We start from the raw sequence: 23,151 nt of genomic DNA, 5'->3' as shown, positions 1-23,151 counted from the left end.
GAGTCGGCGGAGAGAGGCAACGGGGCGCCCCATCCCCGCCCCGTCATGGCCGCCCTTGAGGCGGCCATCCAGTGGTTAAGCCTAGCAGCTGCGTCTGGATGGCCGGGTCTAGCCCGGCCATGACGAATTGGTGGAGTGGCTGGAGATTACCGCTTATGCGCCAACTCTCCCGCCACATAGGTCGCGGCCACGGCGCGGTCGTCGCCGAGGATGGCAAGGGCGAAGAGTTTTTCTTCCAGCGATGACGAGCGTTCCCAACGGCGTTGCAGCACCGGCAAAGCCTTGGCATCGAGGATGAGGAAATCGGCCTCTTTGCCCGGGGTGAGATTGCCGATTTTGTCGTCCAGCCGCAGCGTGCGGGCCGCGCCCAGCGTGGCGAGGTAAAACAGCTTGAAGGCCGAAAGGCGGCGCTGCTGCAGCTGATGGACCTTATAGGCCTCATTCATGGTGGCGAGCAGCGAGAGCGAGGTCCCTGCCCCGACATCGCTGGCAAGCCCGGTACGCACGCCCGCTTTTTCCGCGTCGGTGAGATTGAAGAGGCCCGAGCCCAAAAACAGGTTGGAGGTCGGGCAATGGGCGACACCGCACCCGGCCTGCCCCATCCGCTGCCATTCCGACGAGCTTAAGTGCAGGCAGTGGGCGAACACCGATTGCGGCGTGGCGAGGCCGAATTTCTCATAGACCCCGAAATAATCCGGGCAATCAGGATAGAGCTTTTTGACCGCCTCAAGCTCGTCATAGTTTTCGGAGAGATGGGTGTGCAGCTTGACGCCCTGATGCTCGCCCAAAAGACGGCCCGCCAGTTCCAGCTGGCGTTCGCTGGAGGTCAGCGCAAAACGCGGGGTCACGGCATAGCCGAGCCGCCCCTTGCCGTGCCACTCGCGGATCAGGCTGCGGCTTTCCATGAAGCCGGTTTCGGCGGTGTCGGAGATGCCCGCGGGCGCGTTCACATCCATCAGCACCTTGCCGGTGATGAGGCGCATGTTGCGCGCGAAGGCCTCCGCGAACAGAGCCTCCGCCGAGACCTTATGGGCGGTGGCGAAAACCAGTGCCGAGGTGGTGCCATGGGCCAGAAGCTGGTCGAGGAAGAAGCGCGCGGCCTCGGCGGCGACATCCTCGTGATAGAAGCGGCTCTCCGCCGGGAAGGCATAGGCCGATAGCCAGTGCAGCAGGTTCTTGCCCGGCGAGGCCATCATGTCCACCTGCGGGAAGTGGACGTGGCAATCGATGAAGCCGGGCACGATCAGCCCGTCGGTGACGCGGGTCAGCGGCGCACCTTTGAGGAAGGGCTGCACCTCGATAAAGGGGCCGACCTCCGCCACATGGCCGTCTTCGACCAGGAGCCCGCCATCTTCATAAATGACCGCCGCCTCGGGCCCCAAATCGGGGTCGTCGAGGAGGTGGAAAATCGGACCGCGGAACGCTTGGCGCGCCATGCTTACTCCCTACATCACCCGCGCATGGATGAGAGGACGCGCAGGCGGAGCGGTATCGGCGATTTCGATGGCCTCTTCCAGCGTCTTAGCCGCGCGCGCCGCATCGGCCTCATCTTTTGCGTGAATGAGGGCGATGGTGTCCCCGGCCTGAACCTTGGTGCCGACCGGGAGGAAGCCGGAAATGCCGACGCCCATATCGACGACATCCGAGGTCTTGCGGCGCCCGCCGCCAAGATCGACCACGGCGAGGCCAATGGCGCGGGTCTTTTCCCCCGCGATCACCCCGGAGCGCGCCGCCTTGAAGGGCACGGTCAGCGGCGCCTTATCCAGATACTTCAGAGATTGGGTGAGGAAATCATGTGGACCGCCAAGGGCGGAAACCATCTCCTGGAATTTCTCGGCGGCTTTACCGGAATCCAAGGCTTCTTGGGCCTTTGCGGCACCTTCTTCAGGCGTAGCGGCAAGCTTGCCCAAGACCAGCATCTGACCGACCAGGGCTTTGGTGATCTCATGTAAGCGGTGCTCACGATGAGTTCCGGTGAGATACTCAACCGCTTCCTGAACTTCGATGGCATTACCGGCGGTAAGGCCCAAAACCTCGTTCATATCGGTCAGGATGGCGGCGGTAGGCAGCCCTGCTCCGCCCGCGATTTTCACAATGGTTTCGGCCAGATCGGTCGCGTCGTTGAGATTTTCCATGAAGGCGCCGGTGCCGAGCTTCACGTCCATAACGAGGCCCTGCAGCCCCGCCGCGATCTTCTTGGAGAGGATAGAGGCGCAGATCAGCGGGATAGATTCCACCGTCGCCGTCACATCGCGCACGGCATAGATGCGCTGGTCGGCGGGGGCGAGATCGGAGGTCTGGCCGATGATGGCGCAGCCGGTTTTCTTGACCACATCGCGCAAGGTCATCAGATCGGGCGTCGCGTTGTAGCCGGGGATCGCCTGCATCTTATCGAGGGTGCCGCCGGTATGGCCGAGACCGCGCCCCGAAATCATCGGCACATAGCCGCCGCAAGCCGCCACCATCGGGGCGAGCATGAGGGAGACCTTGTCGCCTACCCCGCCGGTGGAATGCTTATCCAGCACCGGGCCGAAATCGCCCCAATCCAGCACCGTGCCCGAATGGGTCATGGCGCGGGTCAGCGCCACCCGTTCGGGAAAGCTCATGCCGCGGAAGAACACCGCCATGGTGAAGGCGGAAATCTGCGCCTCGGTCACCGCGCTCTTGGTCACGCCGGTGATGAACTCGGCGATGTTCTCTTCCGACAGCTCAAAGCCGTCACGCTTTTTGCGGATGATTTCTTGGGGGAGCATGAGGCGCCTTTCACATTCCGTCATGGCCGCCCTTGAGGCGGCCATCCATCTTAGGACCAGCACTCGGTTGTCTGGATGGCCGGGTCAAGCCCGGCCATGACGATATAATTGTATATTCTAACGGTTGAGATTTTCCGGCCCGAACGACATGGGCAGAAGCTCGCCCAGGGTGATGGTTTGCAGGACCGCGGTGGGGTCCGCGAGATGGATTTTAAGGTCCGCCGATGCGAACTCGCGCAGGCGCTGGCGGCAGGCACCGCAAGGGGTGCAAATCTGCCCCTCCGGCCCCATCACCAGGGCTTCCACAATGTGGGTTTCACCATCGCCCACCATCGCGGCAATGGCCGAAGCCTCGGCGCAATTGCCGACGGGATAGGCCGCGTTCTCGACATTGCAGCCGCCATAGAGCTTGCCATTGGCGCCCTTCACCACCGCCCCGACCAGGAATTTGGAATAGGGAGCATAGGCGCGGGAGCGGTAGAGCTTCGCCAGGGCGTGCATGTCTTCGATCATTGTTTTCACCATATCATTCGTCATGGCCGGGCCTGACCCGGACATCCATAACATATCGCGAAGATCCGCTGGATGGCCGGGTCGAGCCCGGCCATGACGGCAAAAACTAATTCGGCATCGCCGTAATGAAAGCCGGAATGGCACCGACGAGCGCGGCGCTCATGCAGGTGGCGAAAAAGCCCGCCAGCATCGCCTTGCCCACCATCTTGATGATCTCGTCGCGGCGTTCCGGCAGCAGCACCGAGAAACCGGCAAGGTTGATGCCGACCGAGGCCACATTGGCGAAGCCGCACAAGGCATAGGTCATGATGGTGCGGGTACGCTCGGTCATTTCCGCAGCGGGAATGGCGCCGAGTTTGATGAAGGCGGTGAACTCGGTCAGGATCATCTTGGTGCCGAGAAGCTGGCCCGCGGTATGGATTTCGCTGGACTGAATGCCGAGGCACCAGGCGACCGGCGAGAAGACATAGCCAAGAATGCGCTCGACGCTGATGGCCGCGCCGCCAATCTGCGGCAAGCCACCGAGCAGCATGTCGACGATCGCGACCAGCGCCACGAAAACGATCAGGCAGCCTGCCACATTCACGGCGATCTGCATGCCGTCATTGATGCCCTTCATGATGGCATCCATCGAGCTTTTATAAACGCGCTCATCGGGCGGCAGCTTATCCTGCGCGGCTTCGGCGATGGGATCGCGCGGGATCAGAATGCGGGCGAGCAAGATACCCGCGGGTGCGGTGATGATCGAGGCCGTCAGCACATGCGCGGCGGCGCCAGGCAGAACGCCCTGCAAAATGGTGACATAGGCCACCATGGTGGAGCCCGAAACGCAGGCCATGCCGACGGTGATGAGCAGGAACAGCTCCGAGCGCGTCAGGCGATTAAGATAAGCGCGAATGACGATGGGGCCTTCGACCTGCCCCATGAAGATGGTCGCGGCAACGGCCAACGCCGTCGGCCCGCGCAGCCCCATGGTGCGCGAGAAAACAAAGCCGAAGCCTTTGACGATCCATTTCAGGATGTTCCAGTGCCACAGCAGCGCCGCAAGCGTGCAGACCACCATGATCACCGGCAAGACGCGGAAGCCGAAGACGAACAAGGCGCCCGGCGTGGTGAGCGGATAAGGCTGCGGGCCAGCGCCGCTCAAATAGCCGAACACGAAAGCCATGCCGGTCTGGGCGGATTTGGAGAGACCTTCGAACAGACCGCCGAAGCTCGTCAGCCCGGCGCGGATCGCGGGCACGCCGAAGAGGCACAACACCAGCGCCAATTGCAGCCCAATCGCGCCCAGCATGAGCAGGAAGGGAAAGCGGCGGCGGTTTTCCGAAAACAGCCAGCACAAGACCAGGATCAATGCCATCCCGGCGATGCTCTGCAAATTGAGCGGACTGATCATGCCAGACATGTTTTCGTTTTCCCCTTCACTGGCACTTTTGCAGGCGCGCCAGCCGCCCCATGATGTGATTTGAACCTAAACCGCCCCAGAGCAGTTAGGCGTTTTCAAGCTGCGTAACGATATCGCCGAGCAGGCTGGAGGCGCCGATGCGGAAGAGATGCGGCTCAAGCCATTCCTCGCCCAGCACATCCTGCATGATCGCCTGATAGACCAGCGCGTCCTTGGCCTTGGAGATGCCGCCCGCGGGCTTGAAGCCAACCTTATAGCCCGTCTTCTTCAGCCACAGCGCAATCATCTGCGCCATCACCAGCGCCACGTTCGGCGTGGCGTTGACGGCTTCCTTGCCGGTGGAGGTCTTGATGAAATCGGCGCCCGCCATCATGCAAACCACCGACGCCTTGGCGACATTGCCGAGCGAACCCAGATCGCCCGTGGCGATGATGGCTTTCATATGAGCCTCGCCGCAGGCTTGGCGGAAGGCGCGCACCTCGTCATAGACGCCCTTCCAATCGCCGGTGAGCGCCTTGGAGCGGTCGATCACGATGTCGATTTCGGTGGCGCCCGCGGCCACGGATTCTTCCACTTCCAGAATGCGTGCCTTCAAAGGCGAGAGGCCGTGGGGAAAGCCCGCCGAGACAACGGCGAGCGGCAAGGCACCCTTCAACGCTTCCAACGCCGTTCCAATGAAGGCGTGATAAACGCAGACCGCCGCCGTGGTGACGCCTTCAGCGCCGAGCTTTGCCTGCACCTCCGGCTTCAAGGGCTGGCGCGCCTTGGCGCAAAGGGCCTTCACCCGCTCCGGCGTATCATCGCCCGACAGCGTGGTGAGATCGATGACGGCGAGCGCCTTCAAGAGCCGGGCCGGGCTCGAGACTTGCTCGCCAAGCGCGGCGACAGCGTTCGCGACCTCGCCCTCCTCGATAGAGAGAGATTGGACCAGTCCCTCATCATAGGGGTGGATCGGATTGCGGGCGTTCGGGGCGTGATTATTCAACATTTCCGGACGCTTCCACCCGGGGAAGGCCAAGTCAAGCAAGCCCCAGGCGAAAGCCTGTGGGGCAGTTTCTAGGTCGCACCTAGCTCAACACCCGTCATGGCCGCCCTTGAGGCGGCCATCCAGGCTATGTGGAAGGCTGGATGACCGGGTCAGGCCCAGCCCATGACGATTGAGGGAAAACTAGGTCCTGACGGCCCGCGTAACAATATTTCTAAATTGCCCACAACTTTGGCAACATGCCGCGTTGCGTGCGGCGCTCTTATTTGCATCTTGCCTAGCCAATAAACAAAAAGACTTTGGAGGGGCGATGATCAACGGGGCGGATACGGTTTGGCTGATGGTCTCCAGCGCGCTGGTGCTGATGATGACCCTGCCCGCGCTGGGATTTTTCTATGCCGGGCTGGTGCAGGCCAAAAACATCCTTTCCGTGTTGTTTCAGACTTTCGCCATTGCCGCGATGGTCTCCCTCTTCTGGTTCGTCTTTGTATATAGCGAGTGCTTCTCAGGTTCGGGGGCCTGGATTGGCGATCTGAAGGCCGCGTTCCTGAACCATATGGCGCGCGGCAGCATCCATCCCGGCACAGCCATCCCCGAAAGCGTCTTTGTGATGTATCAGATGACCTTCGCAGCCATCACCCCGGCGCTGATCATCGGCGCCTATGTGGAGCGCATCAAATTCGGCGCCGTGCTGCTCTTTTCCGCCCTCTGGCTGGTGCTGGTCTATGCCCCAGCCTGTCACTGGATTTGGGGCGGTGGCTTTCTCGCCCAATGGGGCGCAATGGATTTCGCGGGCGGCATCGTGGTGCATCTGACGGCAGGGCTTTCCGCCCTCCTCGCCGCCTGGGCTCTGGGGCCGCGCCGCGGCTTCCCCCATTCCGTCAACCCGCCCCATGCGCCTTGGATGGTGATGGTCGGCGCGGCCTTCCTCTGGGTTGGCTGGTTCGGCTTCAACGCTGGCTCGGCCCTGAAAGCGGGGGCGGATGCGGGCATGACCATGCTGGCGACCCACCTTGCCGCTGCGACCGCGACCTGTGTCTGGATGGGTATCGAATGGATCAAATTCGGCAAGCCGTCCCTGGTCGGCGCGGTGACCGGCACGGTGGCGGGGCTCGCCACCATCACCCCGGCTTCGGGCTATGTGGGCCCCGAAGGCGCGGTCGTGCTGGGCATTCTGGGCGGGCTCGTCACCTATGGCGCGGTGCTGGTGGTCAAACGCCATATGAAGGTCGATGACGCGCTGGACGTTTTGGGGGTGCATGGCGTGGGCGGCGCCTTGGGCAGCTTGGTTCTGCCGTTTGTGACGGGGCTCGGCAACGGCGGCACAGCCCTCGCCCGCAGTGTTGGCGCCCAATTCCTGGTTCAGCTTGAAGCCGTGGCAATCGTGGGCGCCTGGTCGCTCATCGCGACGGCTCTCATTATACTAGCAGTCAAGAAAGTCGCCGGTTGGCATATCGGACGCGAGGGCGAAATCCAGGGCCTCGATTTCACCAGCCATGGCGAAGCCGGATACCACTCAGCAGGTTAGGAGATCCCATGAAGCTCATCAGCGCCATTATCCAGCCGCATCGCCTCGAAATCGTCCGCGACGCCCTTTTGGCGACAGGCGTGGAAGGCATGACCGTCACCGAAGTGCGCGGCTATGGCCGTCAGAAAGGCCATAAAGAGGTCTATCGCGGTGCCGAATACACGATTTCCTTCATCCCAAAGCTCAAGCTCGAAGTCGCGGTCACCGATGAGCGCGCTGAGGCGGTTATCGCCGCGATTCAGAAAGCAGCCCATACCGGCAAGATCGGCGACGGCAAGATCTTTGTGCTGGACCTTGAAGCCGCCTTGCGCGTGCGCACCGGCGAGCGCGACGGCGACGCGCTGTAAGGCGAAAACGTTTTCCGAAGTCATTAAGCCCCCGGCGAAAGCGCGGGGGCTTTTGTTTGACACCGGGGGCAGAACACTCCTCCGTTATCTGATCTTTTGCCGCTGATTTCTTTACACTTTCGCTGGCAAAACAGGCTTTACAATGCCAGCCTGAGATAGGGATGATGGCGACGCGCACGCGATTTGGTGTCGCCCAGGGAGACCGATGGTTATGGAGCGTAGATACCCGCTGGCCCGAGATACTATGGCCTATGTGCTTGCGGGGGGCCGCGGCTCGCGGCTGAAGGAGCTCACCGATGTCCGCGCCAAGCCCGCGGTCTATTTCGGCGGCAAAGCCCGCATCATCGATTTCGCTCTTTCCAATGCGGTCAACTCCGGCATCCGCCGCATTGCGGTGGCTACCCAATACAAAGCCCATTCGCTGATCCGCCATCTGCAATCGGGCTGGAACTTCTTCCGCCCCGAGCGTAACGAAAGCTTCGACATTCTGCCTGCCTCGCAACGCGTGTCGGAGGGCCTTTGGTATCAGGGCACGGCGGATGCGGTGTACCAGAACATCGACATCATCCACTCTAACAACCCCGAATACATGGTCATCCTGGCGGGCGACCACGTCTACAAGATGGATTACGAGCTGATGCTCATCCAGCACGTGGATTCGGGCGCGGACGTCACCATTGGCTGCCTGGAAGTCTCCAAGGAAGAAGCCAAGGGCTTCGGGGTGATGGGCGTGGACGAAAAAGGCATCATCACGAGCTTCGTCGAGAAGCCCTCTGACCCGCCGACCATTCCCGGCAAGCCCGATACCTGCCTCGCCTCCATGGGCATCTATGTCTTCAATACCAAGAAGCTGTTCGAAGAGCTCCGCCGCGATGCAGCCACGCCGGGCTCCAGCCGCGACTTCGGTAAGGACATCATCCCCTACCTCGTCAAACACGGCAAAGCGGTGGCGCATAAATTCTCAGACTCCTGCGTCCGTGCGGAAGGCGAAAGCGAACCCTATTGGCGTGACGTTGGGACGGTGGATGCCTATTGGGAAGCCAATATCGACCTGACCGATGTGGTACCCAAGCTCGACCTTTATGACCGCAAATGGCCACTTTGGACCTATGCGGAAATCTCCCCGCCTGCCAAATTCGTGCACGACCTGGAAGGACGGCGCGGTTCGGCTGTGGCCTCTCTTGTTTCCGGCGACTGCATCATTTCGGGCGCGCATTTGCGCCGCTGCCTTTGCTTCACCGGCGTACGAGCCAACAGCTTCTCGGTTCTGGAGGATGCTGTTATCCTGCCGCGCTGCTATATTGGCCGCTCGGCACGCTTGCGCAAAGTGGTTCTGGACCGTGACGTCATCATCCCGGAAGGAATGGTGGTGGGCGAGGACCCGGAACTCGATGCCAAGCGTTTCAGGCGTACTGAATCTGGTGTGTGTCTTATAACTCAGGCGATGATCGACCGGCTGTCATGAGCTTAAAAGTCCTCTCCGTCGTCTCCGAAGCCTATCCCCTGGTGAAAACGGGCGGGCTTGGAGACGTTGCGGGAGCGCTACCATCAGCCTTGGCCCCGCATGGCGTGGAGGTCACGACCTTCCTTCCCGGCTACCCCTCGGTAATGAAGGCGCTGCGCGATGCGGTGGTGCTGCACAGCTATGACAGCTTGTTCGGCGAAAAGGCGCAGATCCTCAGTGGCTGGGCGGGCAAGCTGAAGCTGATCGTGCTCGACCTGCCCGGCTTTTATGATCGTCCGGGCGGACCTTATTGCGATGCCAGCGGCAAAGACTGGGATGATAACTGGCGCCGTTTCGGAGCCTTCTCCCGCGCTGCCGCGGATGTCGCGCAGGGCAAGTTCAACATGCCCAGCTTCGATGTGCTGCATGCCCATGATTGGCAGGCGGCGATGGCGCCGGCGTATCTGCACTACGATGGCGCCCATGTGCCGAGCATCATGACGGTGCATAACATCGCTTTCGCGGGCTGGTTTCCCAACGATATCTTCGTTTGGCTTGGCCTGCCCTGGCATGCCTATTCCATGCATGGTGTCGAATATTATGGCGGCGTCGGCTTCTTGAAAGCCGGGCTGTTCTGCGCCGACGCCATCACCACGGTAAGCCCGACCTATGCCGAAGAAATCGGAGACGCGCATTTCGGTATGGGGCTGGAAGGCCTGGTGCGGGCAAGGCGCGACCGCGTCTATGGCATCGTCAACGGTATCGACACCGAGGTCTGGAATCCCGCCGAGGACCCGCACCTTCTGGCGCAATATGAGCGCCTGACCCTGAACCGCCGTTTGCAAAATCGTTTGCAGGTCGAAAAGGCCTTCGATCTGGACGGCGGCACGGGGCCCATTTTCTGCGTCGTCAGTCGCCTTACGACGCAGAAAGGCATGGATGTGCTCGCCGGGATGGCGGAGAACATTGTCACCATGGGTGGACGCCTGGCTTTGATCGGTACGGGCGAGCACTACATCGAAAACGCCTTCATGGACGCGGCCAAACGCTTCAAGGGGCGGATCGGCGTCAAGATTGGGTATGACGAGGAGCTTTCGCATCTTCTGCAAGGCGGATCGGATGCGATTTTGGTGCCCTCGCGCTTTGAACCTTGCGGGCTGACGCAGCTATATGGCTTGCGCTATGGCTGCGTGCCGATTGCGGCGCATACGGGCGGCCTCGCGGACACCATCATCGATGCCAATGAGGCGGCGCTTTCTGCGGGCGTAGCCACGGGCTTCCTCTTCGATGAGGTCAATCACGATACGCTGTCGCGAGTCCTCTCTCACGCGATCTATCGCTATCAGGACCGCCCGACTTGGAAAGCGCTTCAGGAACAAGGCATGCGGATGGATTTTTCCTGGCGTCGCAGCGGCCAGCGCTATGCTGAACTCTACCGCCGCTTCGCCAAAAAGAACGCGCCTGAATTGGCTGAAGAGCCCGCGCCGGAAGAACCTCTTCAGGAAGCCGTTAGCGGCTAATCTCTTAGCCACGCAAATACGGAAATCGGAAAACTGAAGCGAATGCCGCTCTCTGTGCGGCGCGCCTTGACGCCGATGAGGTCCGCTCCGCTTTCGATATCCGCATTGAATACGGCGGTTAGCGCGCCCATCCGATCCTGATCCGCCAAGGGCTCAAGCGCGGCCTCCAGCCAATGGAAATCATAAGCGACTTCCTTCAAGCCGAGATCTTTGGCGTAGTGACGGATCTGTGCAACCGTCAAGGCGCTGGCATGCGAGGGATCACGCAGCGTCTCCATAGCGTCGTAAGCCAATTGGGTTTCCGTCGTTGGCGTCGCATCCACCACCACCACACGACCACCCGCGCGGCAGACGCGCCGCATCTCGGATAAGGCTTTCTCTGGCTGGCGCATATGGTGAAAACTGTAGCGCGTCACAACGACATCGAAGCACTCATCGCCGAAAGGCAGCTCAGTGGCATCAGCTTGCATCCAGGTGAGATTGGTGAGCCCCTCTCGTTCCTGACGGAGCTTCGCCTCTTCCAGCATAGCCGCGGTGAGATCAACGCCCGTTACCTTCGCCGCGTAGCGGGCCAGTGCGCAGGCCACGATACCGGGACCGCAAGCGACATCGAGAACGCGCGACGAAGATTGTGGCGCAACCGCCGCAAGAAGCCGCTGCATCGCATCTGGTTCGGCGTGAAGCGGTTCTTTCGAAAAACGTTCCGCCCAGCGGGTAAACTGGTCGACAACTTTCGCATTATGCGGGTCTGCGTCCCTCATGGGTCTGCTCCTCTTGACAGCAGAGCGTCAGTATCATTGGCTCCGAGACAGCCGCTAACGCTTGGCGGCCATAATTCAACGGCAATCGGCCATGCACACGCTCGATGAGCAGCAAACCACGCATTTCCTGAAGGAGGTCGGTCTTTCCGCGCCATCAGGCACCGGATTTGCTTTCTGCGATCCACACCCGCGCATTTTCTATGGCTGGCACAGCCACGAATATGATCAGCTTTTGTACAGCGTGCATGGCATGGTTCATCTGGAAACTTCTGACGCGAACTATGCCCTACCCGCAGCACGCGCCGCCTGGATACCAGCAGGGCTGCCGCATCGTACACAATTGACTGATGCCGAAGGCATTTCGCTGTATTTGGCACCAAGCAGCAGCAGCCCTACGGAAGGTCGCCTGCGCTTCCTCATCGTCGATACGCTTTTGCGCGAGATGATCCTGCATGCGCGCCGCTGGCAACCAGGATCGGCAAAAGATGATGCCGTTGCTCAGAGCTATTTTTCGACTCTGTCGCTGATTTGCGCCGAGCGCCTGACAGAGGAAGAGCCGCTGCGTTTACCCCGCGTGCACGACGCCGCGATCAGCCGCGCGATGGAGTATGCCATAGCCAATCTCGCGCAAGCTCAGGCGACACAGGCAGCCGCCGCCGCCCATCTCTCCGAACGCAGTCTGCGCCGCAGATTTTCCGAAGTGACGGGAATGTCGTGGCAGAACTGGCTGACGCAGGCCAAGATTCTCACGGCCATGCGGCTGTTGGCGGAGGGCGAGAGAGTCACCGAGACCGCGTTACAAGTTGGGTTTTCCTCGTTGAGTGCTTTCGCGCAAGCCTTCGCCCGCATCACCGGCGAAACGCCCAGTGCGTATCGCACTAGGCTGTATCGCCGGCACTAGGTTCAGAACTCCGCCCAATCGCTGGCTTCGGCTTCCGCCTTGGGTTGGGCCTTTTGCGCAAGCGCCCGATTGCCGGAACGAACCACAGGACGTGTAGTGGGGGTGACGCGGGTCTGACGCGACGGCGCGACAGATCTATTTTGCCCGCCGACGCTGAAGAACGAGACGATCTCGGTCAGCTTCTTGGTCTCGCCCGCCAAGCTGCGCGAAGCGGCGGTAGATTCTTCCACCATCGCGGCATTCTGCTGGGTCGCCTGGTCCATCTGACTGACGGCGGCGTTGACCTGCTCGATACCGGTCGCCTGCTGTTCGGCTGCAAGCGCCATCTCGCCCACCACGGCGTTGATCTGCACCACCTGCTCCACGATGCGCTTCAGCGCTGCGCCGGATTCGCCGACATATTTCACGCCGGCTCCGACCTGTTCGGAAGAGGTATTGATCAACGCTTTGATCTGCTTGGCCGCATCCGAAGAGCGCTGCGCCAGCGCGCGCACTTCCGAGGCCACCACAGCGAAACCTCGACCTGCATCGCCCGCGCGAGCTGCCTCGACGCCCGCATTCAAGGCGAGAAGATTGGTCTGGAAAGCGATTTCATCGATCACACCAATGATGTCGGTGATTTGCTTGGACGATTGCGCGATGGCATCCATCGCCTTGACCGCCGTCTCAACCACACGCCCGCCGTCCTCGGCAGCCGTCTTCGCGGAAGCGACATTGGCCGTGACTTCGCGGGTGTTTTCACTCGTCTTCTTGACGGTAGCGGTGATCTCTTCCAGCGCCGCTGCGGTTTCTTCCAGGCCAGCTGCCTGCTGTTCGGTACGGCGAGAAAGATCATCGGCAGCAGAGGAAATCTCTCCCGCATTGGAATCGATCTGATGCGCCGAATCCAGAACGTTCTGCATGGTGTCACGCAAACGCTGGATGGCAGCGTTGAAATCGGTCTTAAGCTTGGCAAATTCGCCGGTGAGATCGGCGGTGATCTGGTGGGTAAGATCGCCTTTGGCGAGATTTGAAAGTCCTTGACCGATACTGTCGACGATAAGCCTCGTCTGCTCTGCCTTGGCGCGTTCGGCATCCGCGAGCTGATGTTTGAAACTCGTCATGGCCCCAGCAAGCTTGCCGATTTCGTCCTCCTGGTCCGTACAAGGGACGTCCGCATTAAGGTTGCCCCGCGCGAGGCCATCCATGGCGTCCGTCATGGCCGACAAAGGCGCGGAGACACCACGGATCAAAATCCAACCCGCCGCGCAGCACAAAGCCGAGGCAAGACCTAAGGCTAGCATGATCAAAAGACGCGCCGACTTATAGGTTTGGTCGGCGCGGATGGCCGCGGCCTCGCCGCCCTTGCGGTTGAACTCGACGTCTTTTTCGACAGCGTCCTTCAACTGGTTGAAGATCGTCCGCGATTCATGGGTGAGGAAATAGTTCGCGTCCGCCTGCCCCTTGGCATTGAAGATCGCGATGAGCTTGTCGTCGGTCGGCTTGTATTCAGCCCACTTGGCTTTGATGGTCTCAGCGAGCTCGCGCTCTTCCGGGGAGTCCACCATCGTCAGATATTGCCCCAGCGCTTTATCGGCCGCTTCCATCACGGCAATGCGCGTTTTGGTATCCTTTTCGCGCTGCTCTGCAGGAACCATCAGAATAGAGGCCTGGAACGAGCGATAACGTGTAATTTGATATTGGAAATTTCCCAGCGAGCTGATGGATGGAAGCCAATCCGTGCGCAGTTCGTCGGCCTCAGCCGCCTGGCGACCGAGATTGATGATCGCGAACATTCCGAGCGCGATGGTCGCGGCGAGAACAACCGCGAATGCGCCAATCACTTTGTTTCGAACAGATATATCTTTCAACGCCATGGAGGCCTCCGGATAGGCTTCCTGCACGTTAAGTCTGGTACATTAATAAATTGTGGCCCCAATTGATCTGGGTACGGTCAAAATAGTCACGGTAGGTATATTTCCGTACCCGGATAACTTTCTCATTTAGCTCGTGTTTTGACGCTTAAAACTCTGACCAATCACTGGTTTCTGCCGCCGTAGAAACTTGCGGTTTCGCTGCAAGCCTCGCAGCCCCAACACGATTGGCACGGCGCGGCGTGACAGGGGGGCGGGAAACAGCTTTCACCGGACGCGCCGAGACCGTTTCGGCAACACGGTTTCGCTCCCCGACACGGAAGAAGGAGACGATCTCCGTCAGTTTCTTGGTCTCACCCGCAAGGCTGCGCGAAGCGGCGGTGGATTCTTCCACCATCGCGGCGTTTTGCTGGGTCGCCTGATCCATATGGCTGACCGCGATGTTGACCTGCTCGATCCCCGTCGCCTGCTGTTCCGCAGCGGAGGCCATCTCGCCGACCACCGCATTGATCTGCACCACCTGATCGACGATGCGCTTCAGCGCCTCTCCGGATTCGCCGACATATTTCACCCCCGCGCCAACTTGCTCCGACGAGGTGTTAATCAGCGCCTTGATCTCCTTGGCGGCTTCCGAGGAGCGTTGCGCCAGAGCGCGCACTTCCGATGCCACCACCGCGAACCCTCGTCCGGCATCGCCGGCACGTGCGGCTTCCACGCCCGCGTTCAAGGCGAGCAAATTTGTCTGGAAAGCGATCTCGTCGATCACGCCGATGATGTCGGTAATCTGCTTGGAAGACTGTGCAATGGCATCCATCGCCTTGACGGCGGTTTCCACCACACGACCGCCATTTTCCGCCGCCGCTTTCGCGCTCGTGACATTTACGGTGACTTCACGCGTGTTCGCGGTTGTCGTTTTCACCGTCGCGGTGATCTCTTCCAAAGCGGCTGCGGTTTCTTCGAGACCAGCTGCCTGCTGCTCGGTGCGCCGCGAAAGGTCGTCCGCCGCAATGGAAATCTCGCTCGCATTGCTCGCGATCTGGTAGGTGGAGTCCAGCACACTCTGCATCGTGTCGCGCAGGCGCTCGATAGCGCTGTTGAAATCGCTCTTCAGCTTAGCGAACTCACCGCTGAGATCGGCCGTCACTTGATGGGTGAGATCGCCTTCCGCAAGACGGGAGAGACCCTGACCGATACTCTCGACAATGATCTTGGTCTGCTCCGCCTTGGCGCGTTCGGCCGCCGCGAGCTGGTTCTTGAAACTCGTCATGGCTTCCGCAAGCGCACCGATTTCATCTTTCTGCCCGGCGCAGGGAACGGCGGCATTGAGATTGCCGCGCGCCAGCTCCCCCATGGCGCCGGTCATATGCCCCAACGGCGTGGAAACACCGCGGATAAGCGCCCATCCCGCGAGGCTGCACAAAAGCGCGGCGGCGGCGAGCGAGAAGAGGATGATCAGGCGAGACGAGTCAAACGTCGCCTCGCCATGCTTGCCGGACGCCTCACCGCCATCGCGGTTATATTTGACGGCATCCTGCAACACATCGAGCAGCGCCTTGAAGCTGGTGCGCATGTCGTGTGTCAGGAAATCTGACCCCGCTTTCGCCCCTTGCGCCTGATAGATCTCCACAAGCTTGGCGTCCATCTGGCGATAAGTGGTCCATTTTTCCTTCAGCGCATTGAAGAGCTGGCGCTCGTGATCGTCGGTGACCAAACGCTCATACTCATCCAAATACTTATCGACCTGCTGGCCGAGCGACATGCGGGTGCGGTTATCAATCGCCGCCTGATCGCCTTCCACCAGAAGCATGGAGGCTTCATAAGCCCGATAGCGCGTCGCGACGTATTGCACGTCTCCCAGATATTGAATGGATGGCAGCCAGTTGGTGCGCAGATCCTTGGCGTCGTTATTCAGCCGTGAAAGGTCACCGAGCGCGAGCAAACCCAAAGCGATGGTGGTCGCCAGGACAATGGCAAAAGCGCCAATGACTTTCTTGGAAACGGAAAAGTCTTTCCAGTTCACGTATCTGCTCCGCGCGAAATCTAGTTGAAGGTTCAACGACGTATGCGCGATGCGAGATTTCGAATTTGTTTATAGTAATTCTACTTTTGGCGTATACAGACAAAGGACCGGGAGAAGTTAACCGTATATACACCGCGTTTTTCCGTCATTTTCGCGGAATTTTCTGCCCGCAAAATGCGTATGCGTGCACATACGCAATACCCCTAGCTAGGGATGTTACGTATACGCAAATATTCCGTAGGCGGATGGGTTAAATCGGCTATTTGGTGCCGAACATGCGGTCACCCGCATCGCCGAGGCCGGGGACGATATAGCCGTGATCGTTGAGATGGTCGTCGACCGCCGCTGTCCAGACATGCACGTCCGGATGGGCCTTGGTGAACTTCTCCACCCCTTCGGGGGCCGCCAGAAGGCACATCAGGCGAAGCTTGGTAACGCCCTTGTCTTTCAGCATATCCACCGCGGCAATGGCCGAATTGCCAGTCGCCAGCATGGGGTCCATCACAACCACCAAGCGGTCTGCCACGTCCTCTGGCGCCTTGAAATAGTATTCGACGCTCTTAAGCGAGGTCGGATCGCGGTAAAGGCCGATAAAGGCGACACGGGCCGACGGGATGAGGTTCTGCATTCCATCCAGAAAGCCCATTCCGGCGCGCAGGATCGGCGCGAACACCAGCTTTTTGCCCTCGATCACCGGGGATTTCATGGGCGAGAGCGGCGTTTCGATGTCGATCAGCTCTGTCGGCAATTCGCGCGTGATCTCGTAACAGATCAGCATGCCAATCTCGTTGAGCAGCTCGCGGAACTGCTTGGTCGATGTAGACGTGCGGCGCATCAGCGTGAGCTTATGCTGGACCAATGGATGGTCTACGACGGTGACGCCCGGAAAGGTCTTGGGCATGGCTTGCCTCGCTGAAATCCCTGATCGAGTTATGGACAAGCTAAAGCCAAGTGCAAGCCGCAAGGGCATTTCCCGACCTAATTAGGTGTGGAAAGCCCGCAAGAGCCCCGCAAGAGAATGTGATGGCGCGGCCCTCCCCGGCCCTTCGGCCGAGTGTTATAGTGCGACATGATACCGGTATCAAAAACAAACCGGATTTCGGGGAGAAAACCTATGAGCGAAGCTGTTGACCGCAGAGCCCTGCTTTTGGCCGCGGGGATGATGAGCGCCATGCCCGCGCTGGCCGAACCGGGCAAGGGTGTTGCCGAAGAAAGCGCCGCGCCGGGCTTTGACGCCGCCCCTTTCGCCAAACAGGCGATTGATTTCGGCGTCATCGGTCTGGACCATTATCACATCATGGGCATGACAGCCGCGATCAAGCGCGGCGGCGGGCGGCTGAAGAAGTTCTATGCCACCGATCCCAAACATATCGCCGATTTTCGGGCCCAGTTCGGTGACGTTCCGCTCGCCAAAAGCGAGGACGAGATCCTCTCGGACAAGACCATCAAGCTGGTGGCGGGCGCCCCTATTCCGGACCTGCGCGCCCCACTCGGCATTCGGGTGATGAAAGCGGGCAAGGATTTTCTTTCCGACAAGCCCGCGATCACGTCACTCGAGCAGCTTGCCGAGGTGCGCAAGACGGTCAAGGAGACCAAGAAAAAGTTCGCCATCATGTATTCGGAGCGGCTGGAGGTGAAAGCCGCGATCCAGGCCGGGTATCTGGTTGAGCAAGGCGCCATCGGCAAGGTGATCCAGACCGTCAACCTCGCCCCACACCGGATCGGTAACGCAGATGCTGGTGGACGGCCGGAATGGTTCTGGCACAAGAACCGCTATGGCGGGATTCTCACCGACATCGGCTCGCATCAAATCGAGCAATTCCTCTACTACACCAAATCCACCTCAGCGCGCGTCGTAGCTGCGCAAGCCGGGAACGTCGCCCATCCTGAAAAGCCGGAGTTCGAGGATTTCGGGGATATGGTCGCGGTAGGTAACGGCGGCACGGGGTATATACGGGTCGATTGGTTCACGCCGGATGGGCTTTCCACCTGGGGCGACGGGCGGCTCTTCCTGCTCGGCACCGAGGGCTATATCGAACTGCGCAAATACACCGATATCGCCGGACGATCCGGCGGCAATCACCTTTTCATGGTGGACAAGAAAGGCGTGCGCTTCATCGACTGCAACAATGTGGTGCTACCGTTCGGGCCGCAATTCGTGTCGGACATCATCCATCGCACCGAAACGGCGCAGAACCAGGATGAGGCCCTGCTCACGGCCGAGTTGGTGCTGACGGCACAGAAAATCGCCACCAACCCCGTGATCGCGTAAGGAGGATGCCACATGACCAGCACTCTTTCCCGCCGCGGCATCCTTAAAGCAGGTCTCGCGCTCGCGGCCTTTCCCGCCATCATCCCGGAGCGTGCCTTCGGCGCCAATGCGCGGCTTAATATTGGCGCCATCGGTGTCGGCCGCATCAGCCGCGGTCACGATTTGAAAGAGGTCTTCAAAATTTCCGGGGCGCAGGTTCTGGCGGTCTGCGATGTCGATTCCAAGCGCCTCGCCCTTGGCAAGCAATTGGTCGATGAGACTTATACGAGCCAGAGCGGCAAATCCTGGAACGCCACAATCACCTATGCGAATTATCGCGAGCTTCTTGCGAATAAAGACCTCGACACGGTGATCATCTCGACACCAGATCACCAGCACGCCACCCTTGCCGTGCATGCGGCGCGCGCTGGAAAGCATATCTATCTGCAGAAGCCCGCCGCGCTCACCATCGCCGAAGGCCGCATCATGGCCGATGAGGTAAAAAAGACAGGCAAGCTTTTGCAGATCGGCTCACAACAGCGTTCCGACGATCCCTGGCCGCAATTTCGCAAAGCCTGCGAACTCGTCCGCAATGGCCGTATCGGCGCGCTGAAACATGTCGAGATTGGCTTGCCCGGCGATCCGTCCGGCCCCGAGGCACCGCAGCAGCCCGTACCGCCAAATCTCAATTACGATGCCTGGCTCGGCTCGACACCCGAAGTCTATTACACAGAAATGCGCGTGCATCCGCAGGACAGCTTCGATCGCCCCGGCTGGCTGCGCTGCGAACAATTCACTGCCGGGATGATCACCGGCTGGGGCTCACACCATGTCGACACCGCCCATTGGGCGATGGATATGGAGCATTCAGGGCCGGTCGAAATTTGGGGCGAAGCGGAGTTCCCCAAAAGCGGGCTTTGGAATGTGCATGGCAAATTCCTTACCCATGCGCGCTACGCCAATGGCGTGACCATGGACATTTCAGGTGATTTTCCGAACGGGGTAAAGTTCATCGGCGAAAAAGGCTGGATCTTTGTCGCCCGCAGCGGCAGCGCGACAGCTTCCGATCCTAAATCGACCGTCGCGGCTCCGCCCTCTTTCGCGGCATCCGATCCGAAAATTTTGGATAGCGTGATTGGCCCGAATGAAATCCATCTCCATGCCAGCCCCGAACAACATGCCGATTGGGTGCGCGCGATTCTGACAGGCGCGCCCATGGCAACCGATGCCGAAATCGGTCATCGCGCGAATTCGACCTGTCTGCTGCACTTCATCGCCATGCATTTGAAGCGCCGCCTTACTTGGGATCCAGTGAAAGAGCGCTTCAAGAATGACGACGAAGCCAATGCCATGCTGAGCCGCCCGATGCGGCCACCATACACATTTGAATAGCTCTTCCGGCTGCGGCTAAGAAAATTGTGGGGCGGAGAAATCTACCCCTCAATTTTCTTCTTACCCTCGTTTGATTAAACCAAAATCAACTTGGCCGTGACAAGACTCTCCCACTCGCCGTGTGTGTTTCCGGCGAAATCGTTCGGGGGGATGATTTCATGGCTGCAAAGCCGTCTGTTCTGCGCACAGTGCTTGTTCTGTGCACGTTTGCTGTGCCGTTTGCGGCATTGATCTACTTTCATTTCATAGCTGGAAACGGCACGTCTACCGAGCTAGCAGTCGTGGGCGTGCTGACCGCATTGGCAGGCATAGCCGGGATCAAAACCGCTTATGCCGATTTGAAACGGCTCAATGAGTTTGAATGGAAACTAGACGGGCTGAACCGCACGCGCCAAGTGATCGAATACAAGCCGGACGGTACTATTCTCTCGGTGAACCCGTCTGCGCTGGAGATGCTGGGCTATTGCGAGAGCGAGTGCATCGGGCGCCCCCACTCCATATTTGTGGATGCCGAAACCGCCATCAGCGACGACTATCGCCAATATTGGGCCCGGCTGGCGCGCGGCGAATATGTCCAGCAACAATATAAGCGTAAAGCCGCTGGGGGGCGCGAAATTTATGTCTTAAATAACTACACACCAGTCTACGACCTGAATGGAAAACTTGTGAAGGTCGTGGACTGGATGACGGACTACACCGCCATTCAATTGCAGCAGGAAGACGTCGTTGCCTCCGTGACCGAGGCCCTAAAGCACCTGTCGGAAGGCAATCTGACGGCCCGGATCGATCATTCGCTTGGCGGAAGCTATGAAGCTCTGCGTCAGCACTTCAACGATGCGCTGGATCATCTCCAAAAGACCATCCAAAACGTGAGTACAGAAGCCACGACTATCACCAGCAACGCGGAAGAAATCTCACGCTCTGCCGATAATTTCTCGCGCCGCACCGAGCAACAGGCGGCGAGCCTGGAGCAAACCGCCGCCGCCCTGGAAGAGATCACCGCTACCGTCAAAAAGACCGCCGCCAATGCGCATGACGCGCATTCTGGCGTGAAGACCGCCAAAGCCGCGGCCGAGAATGGCGCGCAGGTGGTCGACACCGCGATCGACGCCATGGACGCGATTTCCCAGTCCTCGCGCGAGATCACCGAGATTATCGGCGTCATTGACGAAATCGCGTTCCAGACCAACCTCCTCGCGCTCAACGCGGGCGTGGAAGCGGCGCGCGCGGGAGAAGCGGGCAAAGGTTTCGCCGTAGTGGCAAGCGAAGTGCGCGCACTGGCTCAACGCTCGAGCGAAGCCGCAAAGCAGATCAAGACCTTAATCCAGACCGCCAGCGATCATGTAGCCTCTGGCGTCAAGCTGGTGGGCGCCACAGGCGAAGCCTTGTCCAGGATCGCCGAACAAGTGACGGGCATCAACAGCCTGATCGGCGAAATGGCCCAAGCGGCCGAACAGCAAGCCATCGGCATCGAGCAGGTGAACGTAGCTGTCAACCAAATGGATCAGGTCACCCAGCAAAACGCGGCGATGGTAGGTGAATCCACCAATGCCGCCCGCCAGCTCGCAGGCGAGGCGCAGACACTTTCCCAGCAAATGGCGTTTTTCCGAACCGGAGCGGCGTCCGTCCGGCGCCCCGCCGCGCCTCCCCCGGTTCGCGATACGAACGTCGTACAAATCACCCGCCTACAGCCCCAAAATGACTGGAGCGAATTTTGATAAGCCGAGATTACGGCCAGTTTTGACTTTAGTAACCGAAGCACCGTTAGTTTGGGTCGCGTACTGCCCCTCGCGGAGTCGTATCCTGAACGAACTTTTTTCAGCGCAGCGCCTGCTTGCCGTCCAGAATGAAATTCTGGAGGGGATGTCCGATGGCGCGTCGTTGCAGGAAACCTTGGGTGCAGTCGCAGCCCTGATCGAAAGCACCTGCCCGGCCATGCTGTGCTCGATCATGACGGTTACCCCGGACGGAGAAAATCTGACCCCGCTGGTTTCGCCCAGCCTGCCCCCGGCTTATCTCGCCCACCTGACGCGAGTGCCGATTGGCCCACAGATAGGATCTTGCGGGACCGCTGCCTACCTTAAAAAACCTGTTGTCGTGACCGATATCGCGACGGATCCTCTATGGGCGCCGTTTCGAGACCTGGCTTTACCGCATGGCCTATACGCCTGCTGGTCGACACCAGTTATGCATCGGGACGGTAGCGTGCTTGCAACGCTGGCCCTTTACTACCGTGAGCCGCGGGCGCCCACCCGGGAGGAAGAGCAGCTCATCCAGTCCTGCCTCAAACTGGTGCGACTCGCCATTGTGGCGGCGCGACGAGAGCGTGACTTGAAAGCGGTGGATGCACGCTGGCGGCTCGGGACTGAGGCGCTTGGGATTGGGACCTATGATGCCGATACGGCAAAACCGAGAGACGTGTGGTCGCCGCAACTGCGTGAACTGTTGGGGGTGGATGACAATTTCGAATCCACTTACGCCAATTTTCTAGAACTGATCGTCCCAGAAGACCGTCATATTGTTCGGGCAAATATGCCCAATTATCCTGATCCCCCGTTCAACAGTCCTTGGCATTCCACAATTCGCATTCGGCGTGCGGATACCGACGAAGAACGCACCCTCCTCAATATCGGCTGCTTGGTTTCCGATGAATATGCCACGAGCCAGCATGTGGTCGGTGCGCTGATTGATATAACCGAACAGAAAAAGCACGAGCGAGAGCTGGAGAGTGCAAAAATAGCCGCCGAGGCTGCCAATATTGCCAAGAGCCGTTTCCTGGCAAGCATGAGTCATGAACTGCGCACCCCCCTGAACGCGATTATCGGGTTTTCTGATCTGATCCGGAGCCGCGTCTATGGCCCGATTACGCCGCCGCGTTATGAGGACTATATCAACGACATCTACAAATCCGGCGAACATCTCTTGAGCCTGATCAATGATGTGCTCGACATGGCGAAAATCGAGGCTCAGCGCTTCGAATTGCATCGCAACTCGGTGCGACTCGACGAGCTTTGTGACAGCGCCCTATTGCTGGTCCGACCGCAGGCACTTGCTAAAGGCGTTTCGCTGAAACTCGACGTCCCCACGGATGTAATGCTCTATGCGGATGCGCGTGCACTTCGCCAAGCCCTGGTGAATTTCCTTTCCAACGCCGTCAAATTCACCAATGAAGGCGGCGATGTTCGCCTTTTCGCCAAGCGCCTGATTTCAGGCGGGTTGTCGCTTGGCGTGGAAGACAATGGCGCCGGTATGGATGCGCAAGGCATCGCCACGGCACTCGAGCCCTTCGGCCAAGCGCATATGGACGTCGCCAGCGAGCGGGACGGCACCGGCCTTGGCCTTCCCATCGCCAAAGCCCTGATCGAATATCACGGCGCCGATTTCCACATCGAAAGCACGCCCGGATCAGGGACCAAAGTGTGGGGCGAGTTCCGGGCGAAAGACGTCTCGCGCGTGGAACGGAAAGTCCGCTAGGCCG

18 protein-coding genes are annotated in these 23,151 nt (G+C 59.8%); 9 read left to right on the top strand and 9 right to left on the bottom strand.

Annotated elements, in window-relative coordinates; all coding sequences use genetic code 11:
• Window positions 1-146: 146 nt before the first annotated feature.
• From guaD to deoC, 5 genes are all read right to left on the bottom strand, one after another.
• A complete protein-coding gene (gene guaD / locus FHS83_RS15015; protein WP_167083751.1) occupies window positions 147-1,436 on the bottom strand; it encodes a guanine deaminase in 1,290 nt (429 codons plus the stop codon).
• Between the two features lie 9 nt (window positions 1,437-1,445).
• Window positions 1,446-2,753 carry a thymidine phosphorylase gene (gene deoA / locus FHS83_RS15010; RefSeq protein ID WP_167083750.1) on the bottom strand — a complete coding sequence of 436 codons (1,308 nt, stop codon included), beginning with the start codon at window positions 2,751-2,753 and terminating at the stop codon, window positions 1,446-1,448.
• A gap of 117 nt (window positions 2,754-2,870) precedes the next feature.
• Window positions 2,871-3,290: a cytidine deaminase gene (locus tag FHS83_RS15005; protein ID WP_167083749.1), complete on the bottom strand. Its 420-nt coding sequence runs from the start codon at window positions 3,288-3,290 to the stop codon at window positions 2,871-2,873.
• Between the two features lie 82 nt (window positions 3,291-3,372).
• Window positions 3,373-4,662, bottom strand: a complete 1,290-nt coding sequence (locus FHS83_RS15000) for a nucleoside transporter C-terminal domain-containing protein (RefSeq protein WP_167085524.1) — start codon at window positions 4,660-4,662, stop codon at window positions 3,373-3,375.
• A gap of 94 nt (window positions 4,663-4,756) precedes the next feature.
• The gene (gene deoC, locus FHS83_RS14995; protein ID WP_167083748.1) at window positions 4,757-5,659 is read right to left on the bottom strand and encodes a deoxyribose-phosphate aldolase; all 903 of its coding nucleotides are present in this window, start codon (window positions 5,657-5,659) and stop codon (window positions 4,757-4,759) included.
• A 307-nt stretch (window positions 5,660-5,966) separates the two neighbouring features.
• Here deoC and FHS83_RS14990 point away from each other — a divergent pair, with 307 nt between their 5' ends.
• The 4 genes from FHS83_RS14990 (at window position 5,967) to glgA (ending at window position 10,495) form a co-directional block, all read left to right on the top strand.
• Window positions 5,967-7,184 (top strand): ammonium transporter, encoded by a 1,218-nt coding sequence (locus FHS83_RS14990; RefSeq protein ID WP_167083747.1) that lies wholly within the window; start codon window positions 5,967-5,969, stop codon window positions 7,182-7,184.
• 8 nt (window positions 7,185-7,192) lie between these two features.
• Window positions 7,193-7,531, top strand: a complete 339-nt coding sequence (locus tag FHS83_RS14985; RefSeq protein WP_167083746.1) for a P-II family nitrogen regulator — start codon at window positions 7,193-7,195, stop codon at window positions 7,529-7,531.
• Between the two features lie 205 nt (window positions 7,532-7,736).
• Window positions 7,737-8,996, top strand: a complete 1,260-nt coding sequence (glgC, locus tag FHS83_RS14980) for a glucose-1-phosphate adenylyltransferase (RefSeq protein ID WP_167083745.1) — start codon at window positions 7,737-7,739, stop codon at window positions 8,994-8,996.
• Entirely contained in the window at window positions 8,993-10,495 is a 1,503-nt protein-coding gene (gene glgA / locus FHS83_RS14975) for a glycogen synthase GlgA (RefSeq protein ID WP_167083744.1), read from the top strand. Before glgC ends, glgA begins: the two co-directional genes overlap by 4 nt.
• Here glgA and FHS83_RS14970 read toward each other — a convergent pair.
• Window positions 10,492-11,256, bottom strand: a complete 765-nt coding sequence (locus tag FHS83_RS14970) for a class I SAM-dependent methyltransferase (RefSeq protein ID WP_167083743.1) — start codon at window positions 11,254-11,256, stop codon at window positions 10,492-10,494. The two genes, glgA and FHS83_RS14970, sit on opposite strands and share 4 nt — an antisense overlap.
• Window positions 11,257-11,347: 91 nt before the next feature.
• On the opposite strand from FHS83_RS14970, the gene FHS83_RS14965 reads away from it, so the two are divergent.
• Window positions 11,348-12,157: an AraC family transcriptional regulator gene (locus FHS83_RS14965; protein ID WP_167083742.1), complete on the top strand. Its 810-nt coding sequence runs from the start codon at window positions 11,348-11,350 to the stop codon at window positions 12,155-12,157.
• Between the two features lie 2 nt (window positions 12,158-12,159).
• On the opposite strand, the gene FHS83_RS14960 is transcribed toward FHS83_RS14965, so the two are convergent.
• From FHS83_RS14960 to upp, 3 genes are all read right to left on the bottom strand, one after another.
• Window positions 12,160-14,013 (bottom strand): methyl-accepting chemotaxis protein, encoded by a 1,854-nt coding sequence (locus FHS83_RS14960; protein WP_167083741.1) that lies wholly within the window; start codon window positions 14,011-14,013, stop codon window positions 12,160-12,162.
• A gap of 145 nt (window positions 14,014-14,158) precedes the next feature.
• A complete protein-coding gene (locus FHS83_RS14955; RefSeq protein ID WP_167083740.1) occupies window positions 14,159-16,030 on the bottom strand; it encodes a methyl-accepting chemotaxis protein in 1,872 nt (623 codons plus the stop codon).
• A gap of 259 nt (window positions 16,031-16,289) precedes the next feature.
• Window positions 16,290-16,931, bottom strand: a complete 642-nt coding sequence (upp, locus tag FHS83_RS14950; RefSeq protein WP_167083739.1) for a uracil phosphoribosyltransferase — start codon at window positions 16,929-16,931, stop codon at window positions 16,290-16,292.
• 213 nt (window positions 16,932-17,144) lie between these two features.
• Here upp and FHS83_RS14945 point away from each other — a divergent pair, with 213 nt between their 5' ends.
• From FHS83_RS14945 to FHS83_RS14930, 4 genes are all read left to right on the top strand, one after another.
• The gene (locus tag FHS83_RS14945) at window positions 17,145-18,302 is read left to right on the top strand and encodes a Gfo/Idh/MocA family protein (RefSeq protein ID WP_167083738.1); all 1,158 of its coding nucleotides are present in this window, start codon (window positions 17,145-17,147) and stop codon (window positions 18,300-18,302) included.
• Window positions 18,303-18,314: 12 nt separating this feature from the next.
• Entirely contained in the window at window positions 18,315-19,673 is a 1,359-nt protein-coding gene (locus FHS83_RS14940) for a Gfo/Idh/MocA family protein (RefSeq protein WP_167083737.1), read from the top strand.
• Window positions 19,674-19,831: 158 nt separating this feature from the next.
• A complete protein-coding gene (locus tag FHS83_RS14935; RefSeq protein ID WP_167083736.1) occupies window positions 19,832-21,391 on the top strand; it encodes a methyl-accepting chemotaxis protein in 1,560 nt (519 codons plus the stop codon).
• Entirely contained in the window at window positions 21,372-23,147 is a 1,776-nt protein-coding gene (locus tag FHS83_RS14930) for a GAF domain-containing sensor histidine kinase (protein WP_167083735.1), read from the top strand. Before FHS83_RS14935 ends, FHS83_RS14930 begins: the two co-directional genes overlap by 20 nt.
• Window positions 23,148-23,151: the final 4 nt, after the last annotated feature.

The organism is Rhizomicrobium palustre (genome assembly GCF_011761565.1).
Taxonomy (GTDB): Bacteria; Pseudomonadota; Alphaproteobacteria; order Micropepsales; family Micropepsaceae; genus Rhizomicrobium; species Rhizomicrobium palustre.
Note: the sequence above shows the minus strand (reverse complement) of the source record. Positions and strands in the feature narration are given on the sequence as shown.

Coding starts and splice junctions, on each gene's coding strand:
- FHS83_RS14970 (WP_167083743.1), bottom strand. CDS start 11,256: ATGAGGGACGCAGACCCGCATAATGCGAAAGTTGTCGACCAGTTTACC.
- guaD (WP_167083751.1), bottom strand. CDS start 1,436: ATGGCGCGCCAAGCGTTCCGCGGTCCGATTTTCCACCTCCTCGACGAC.
- glgC (WP_167083745.1), top strand. CDS start 7,737: ATGGTTATGGAGCGTAGATACCCGCTGGCCCGAGATACTATGGCCTAT.
- FHS83_RS14930 (WP_167083735.1), top strand. CDS start 21,372: ATGACTGGAGCGAATTTTGATAAGCCGAGATTACGGCCAGTTTTGACT.
- FHS83_RS14960 (WP_167083741.1), bottom strand. CDS start 14,013: ATGGCGTTGAAAGATATATCTGTTCGAAACAAAGTGATTGGCGCATTC.
- FHS83_RS14935 (WP_167083736.1), top strand. CDS start 19,832: ATGGCTGCAAAGCCGTCTGTTCTGCGCACAGTGCTTGTTCTGTGCACG.
- FHS83_RS14945 (WP_167083738.1), top strand. CDS start 17,145: ATGAGCGAAGCTGTTGACCGCAGAGCCCTGCTTTTGGCCGCGGGGATG.
- glgA (WP_167083744.1), top strand. CDS start 8,993: ATGAGCTTAAAAGTCCTCTCCGTCGTCTCCGAAGCCTATCCCCTGGTG.
- upp (WP_167083739.1), bottom strand. CDS start 16,931: ATGCCCAAGACCTTTCCGGGCGTCACCGTCGTAGACCATCCATTGGTC.
- deoC (WP_167083748.1), bottom strand. CDS start 5,659: ATGTTGAATAATCACGCCCCGAACGCCCGCAATCCGATCCACCCCTAT.
- FHS83_RS15005 (WP_167083749.1), bottom strand. CDS start 3,290: ATGACGAATGATATGGTGAAAACAATGATCGAAGACATGCACGCCCTG.
- FHS83_RS14965 (WP_167083742.1), top strand. CDS start 11,348: ATGCACACGCTCGATGAGCAGCAAACCACGCATTTCCTGAAGGAGGTC.
- FHS83_RS14940 (WP_167083737.1), top strand. CDS start 18,315: ATGACCAGCACTCTTTCCCGCCGCGGCATCCTTAAAGCAGGTCTCGCG.
- FHS83_RS15000 (WP_167085524.1), bottom strand. CDS start 4,662: ATGATCAGTCCGCTCAATTTGCAGAGCATCGCCGGGATGGCATTGATC.
- deoA (WP_167083750.1), bottom strand. CDS start 2,753: ATGCTCCCCCAAGAAATCATCCGCAAAAAGCGTGACGGCTTTGAGCTG.
- FHS83_RS14985 (WP_167083746.1), top strand. CDS start 7,193: ATGAAGCTCATCAGCGCCATTATCCAGCCGCATCGCCTCGAAATCGTC.
- FHS83_RS14990 (WP_167083747.1), top strand. CDS start 5,967: ATGATCAACGGGGCGGATACGGTTTGGCTGATGGTCTCCAGCGCGCTG.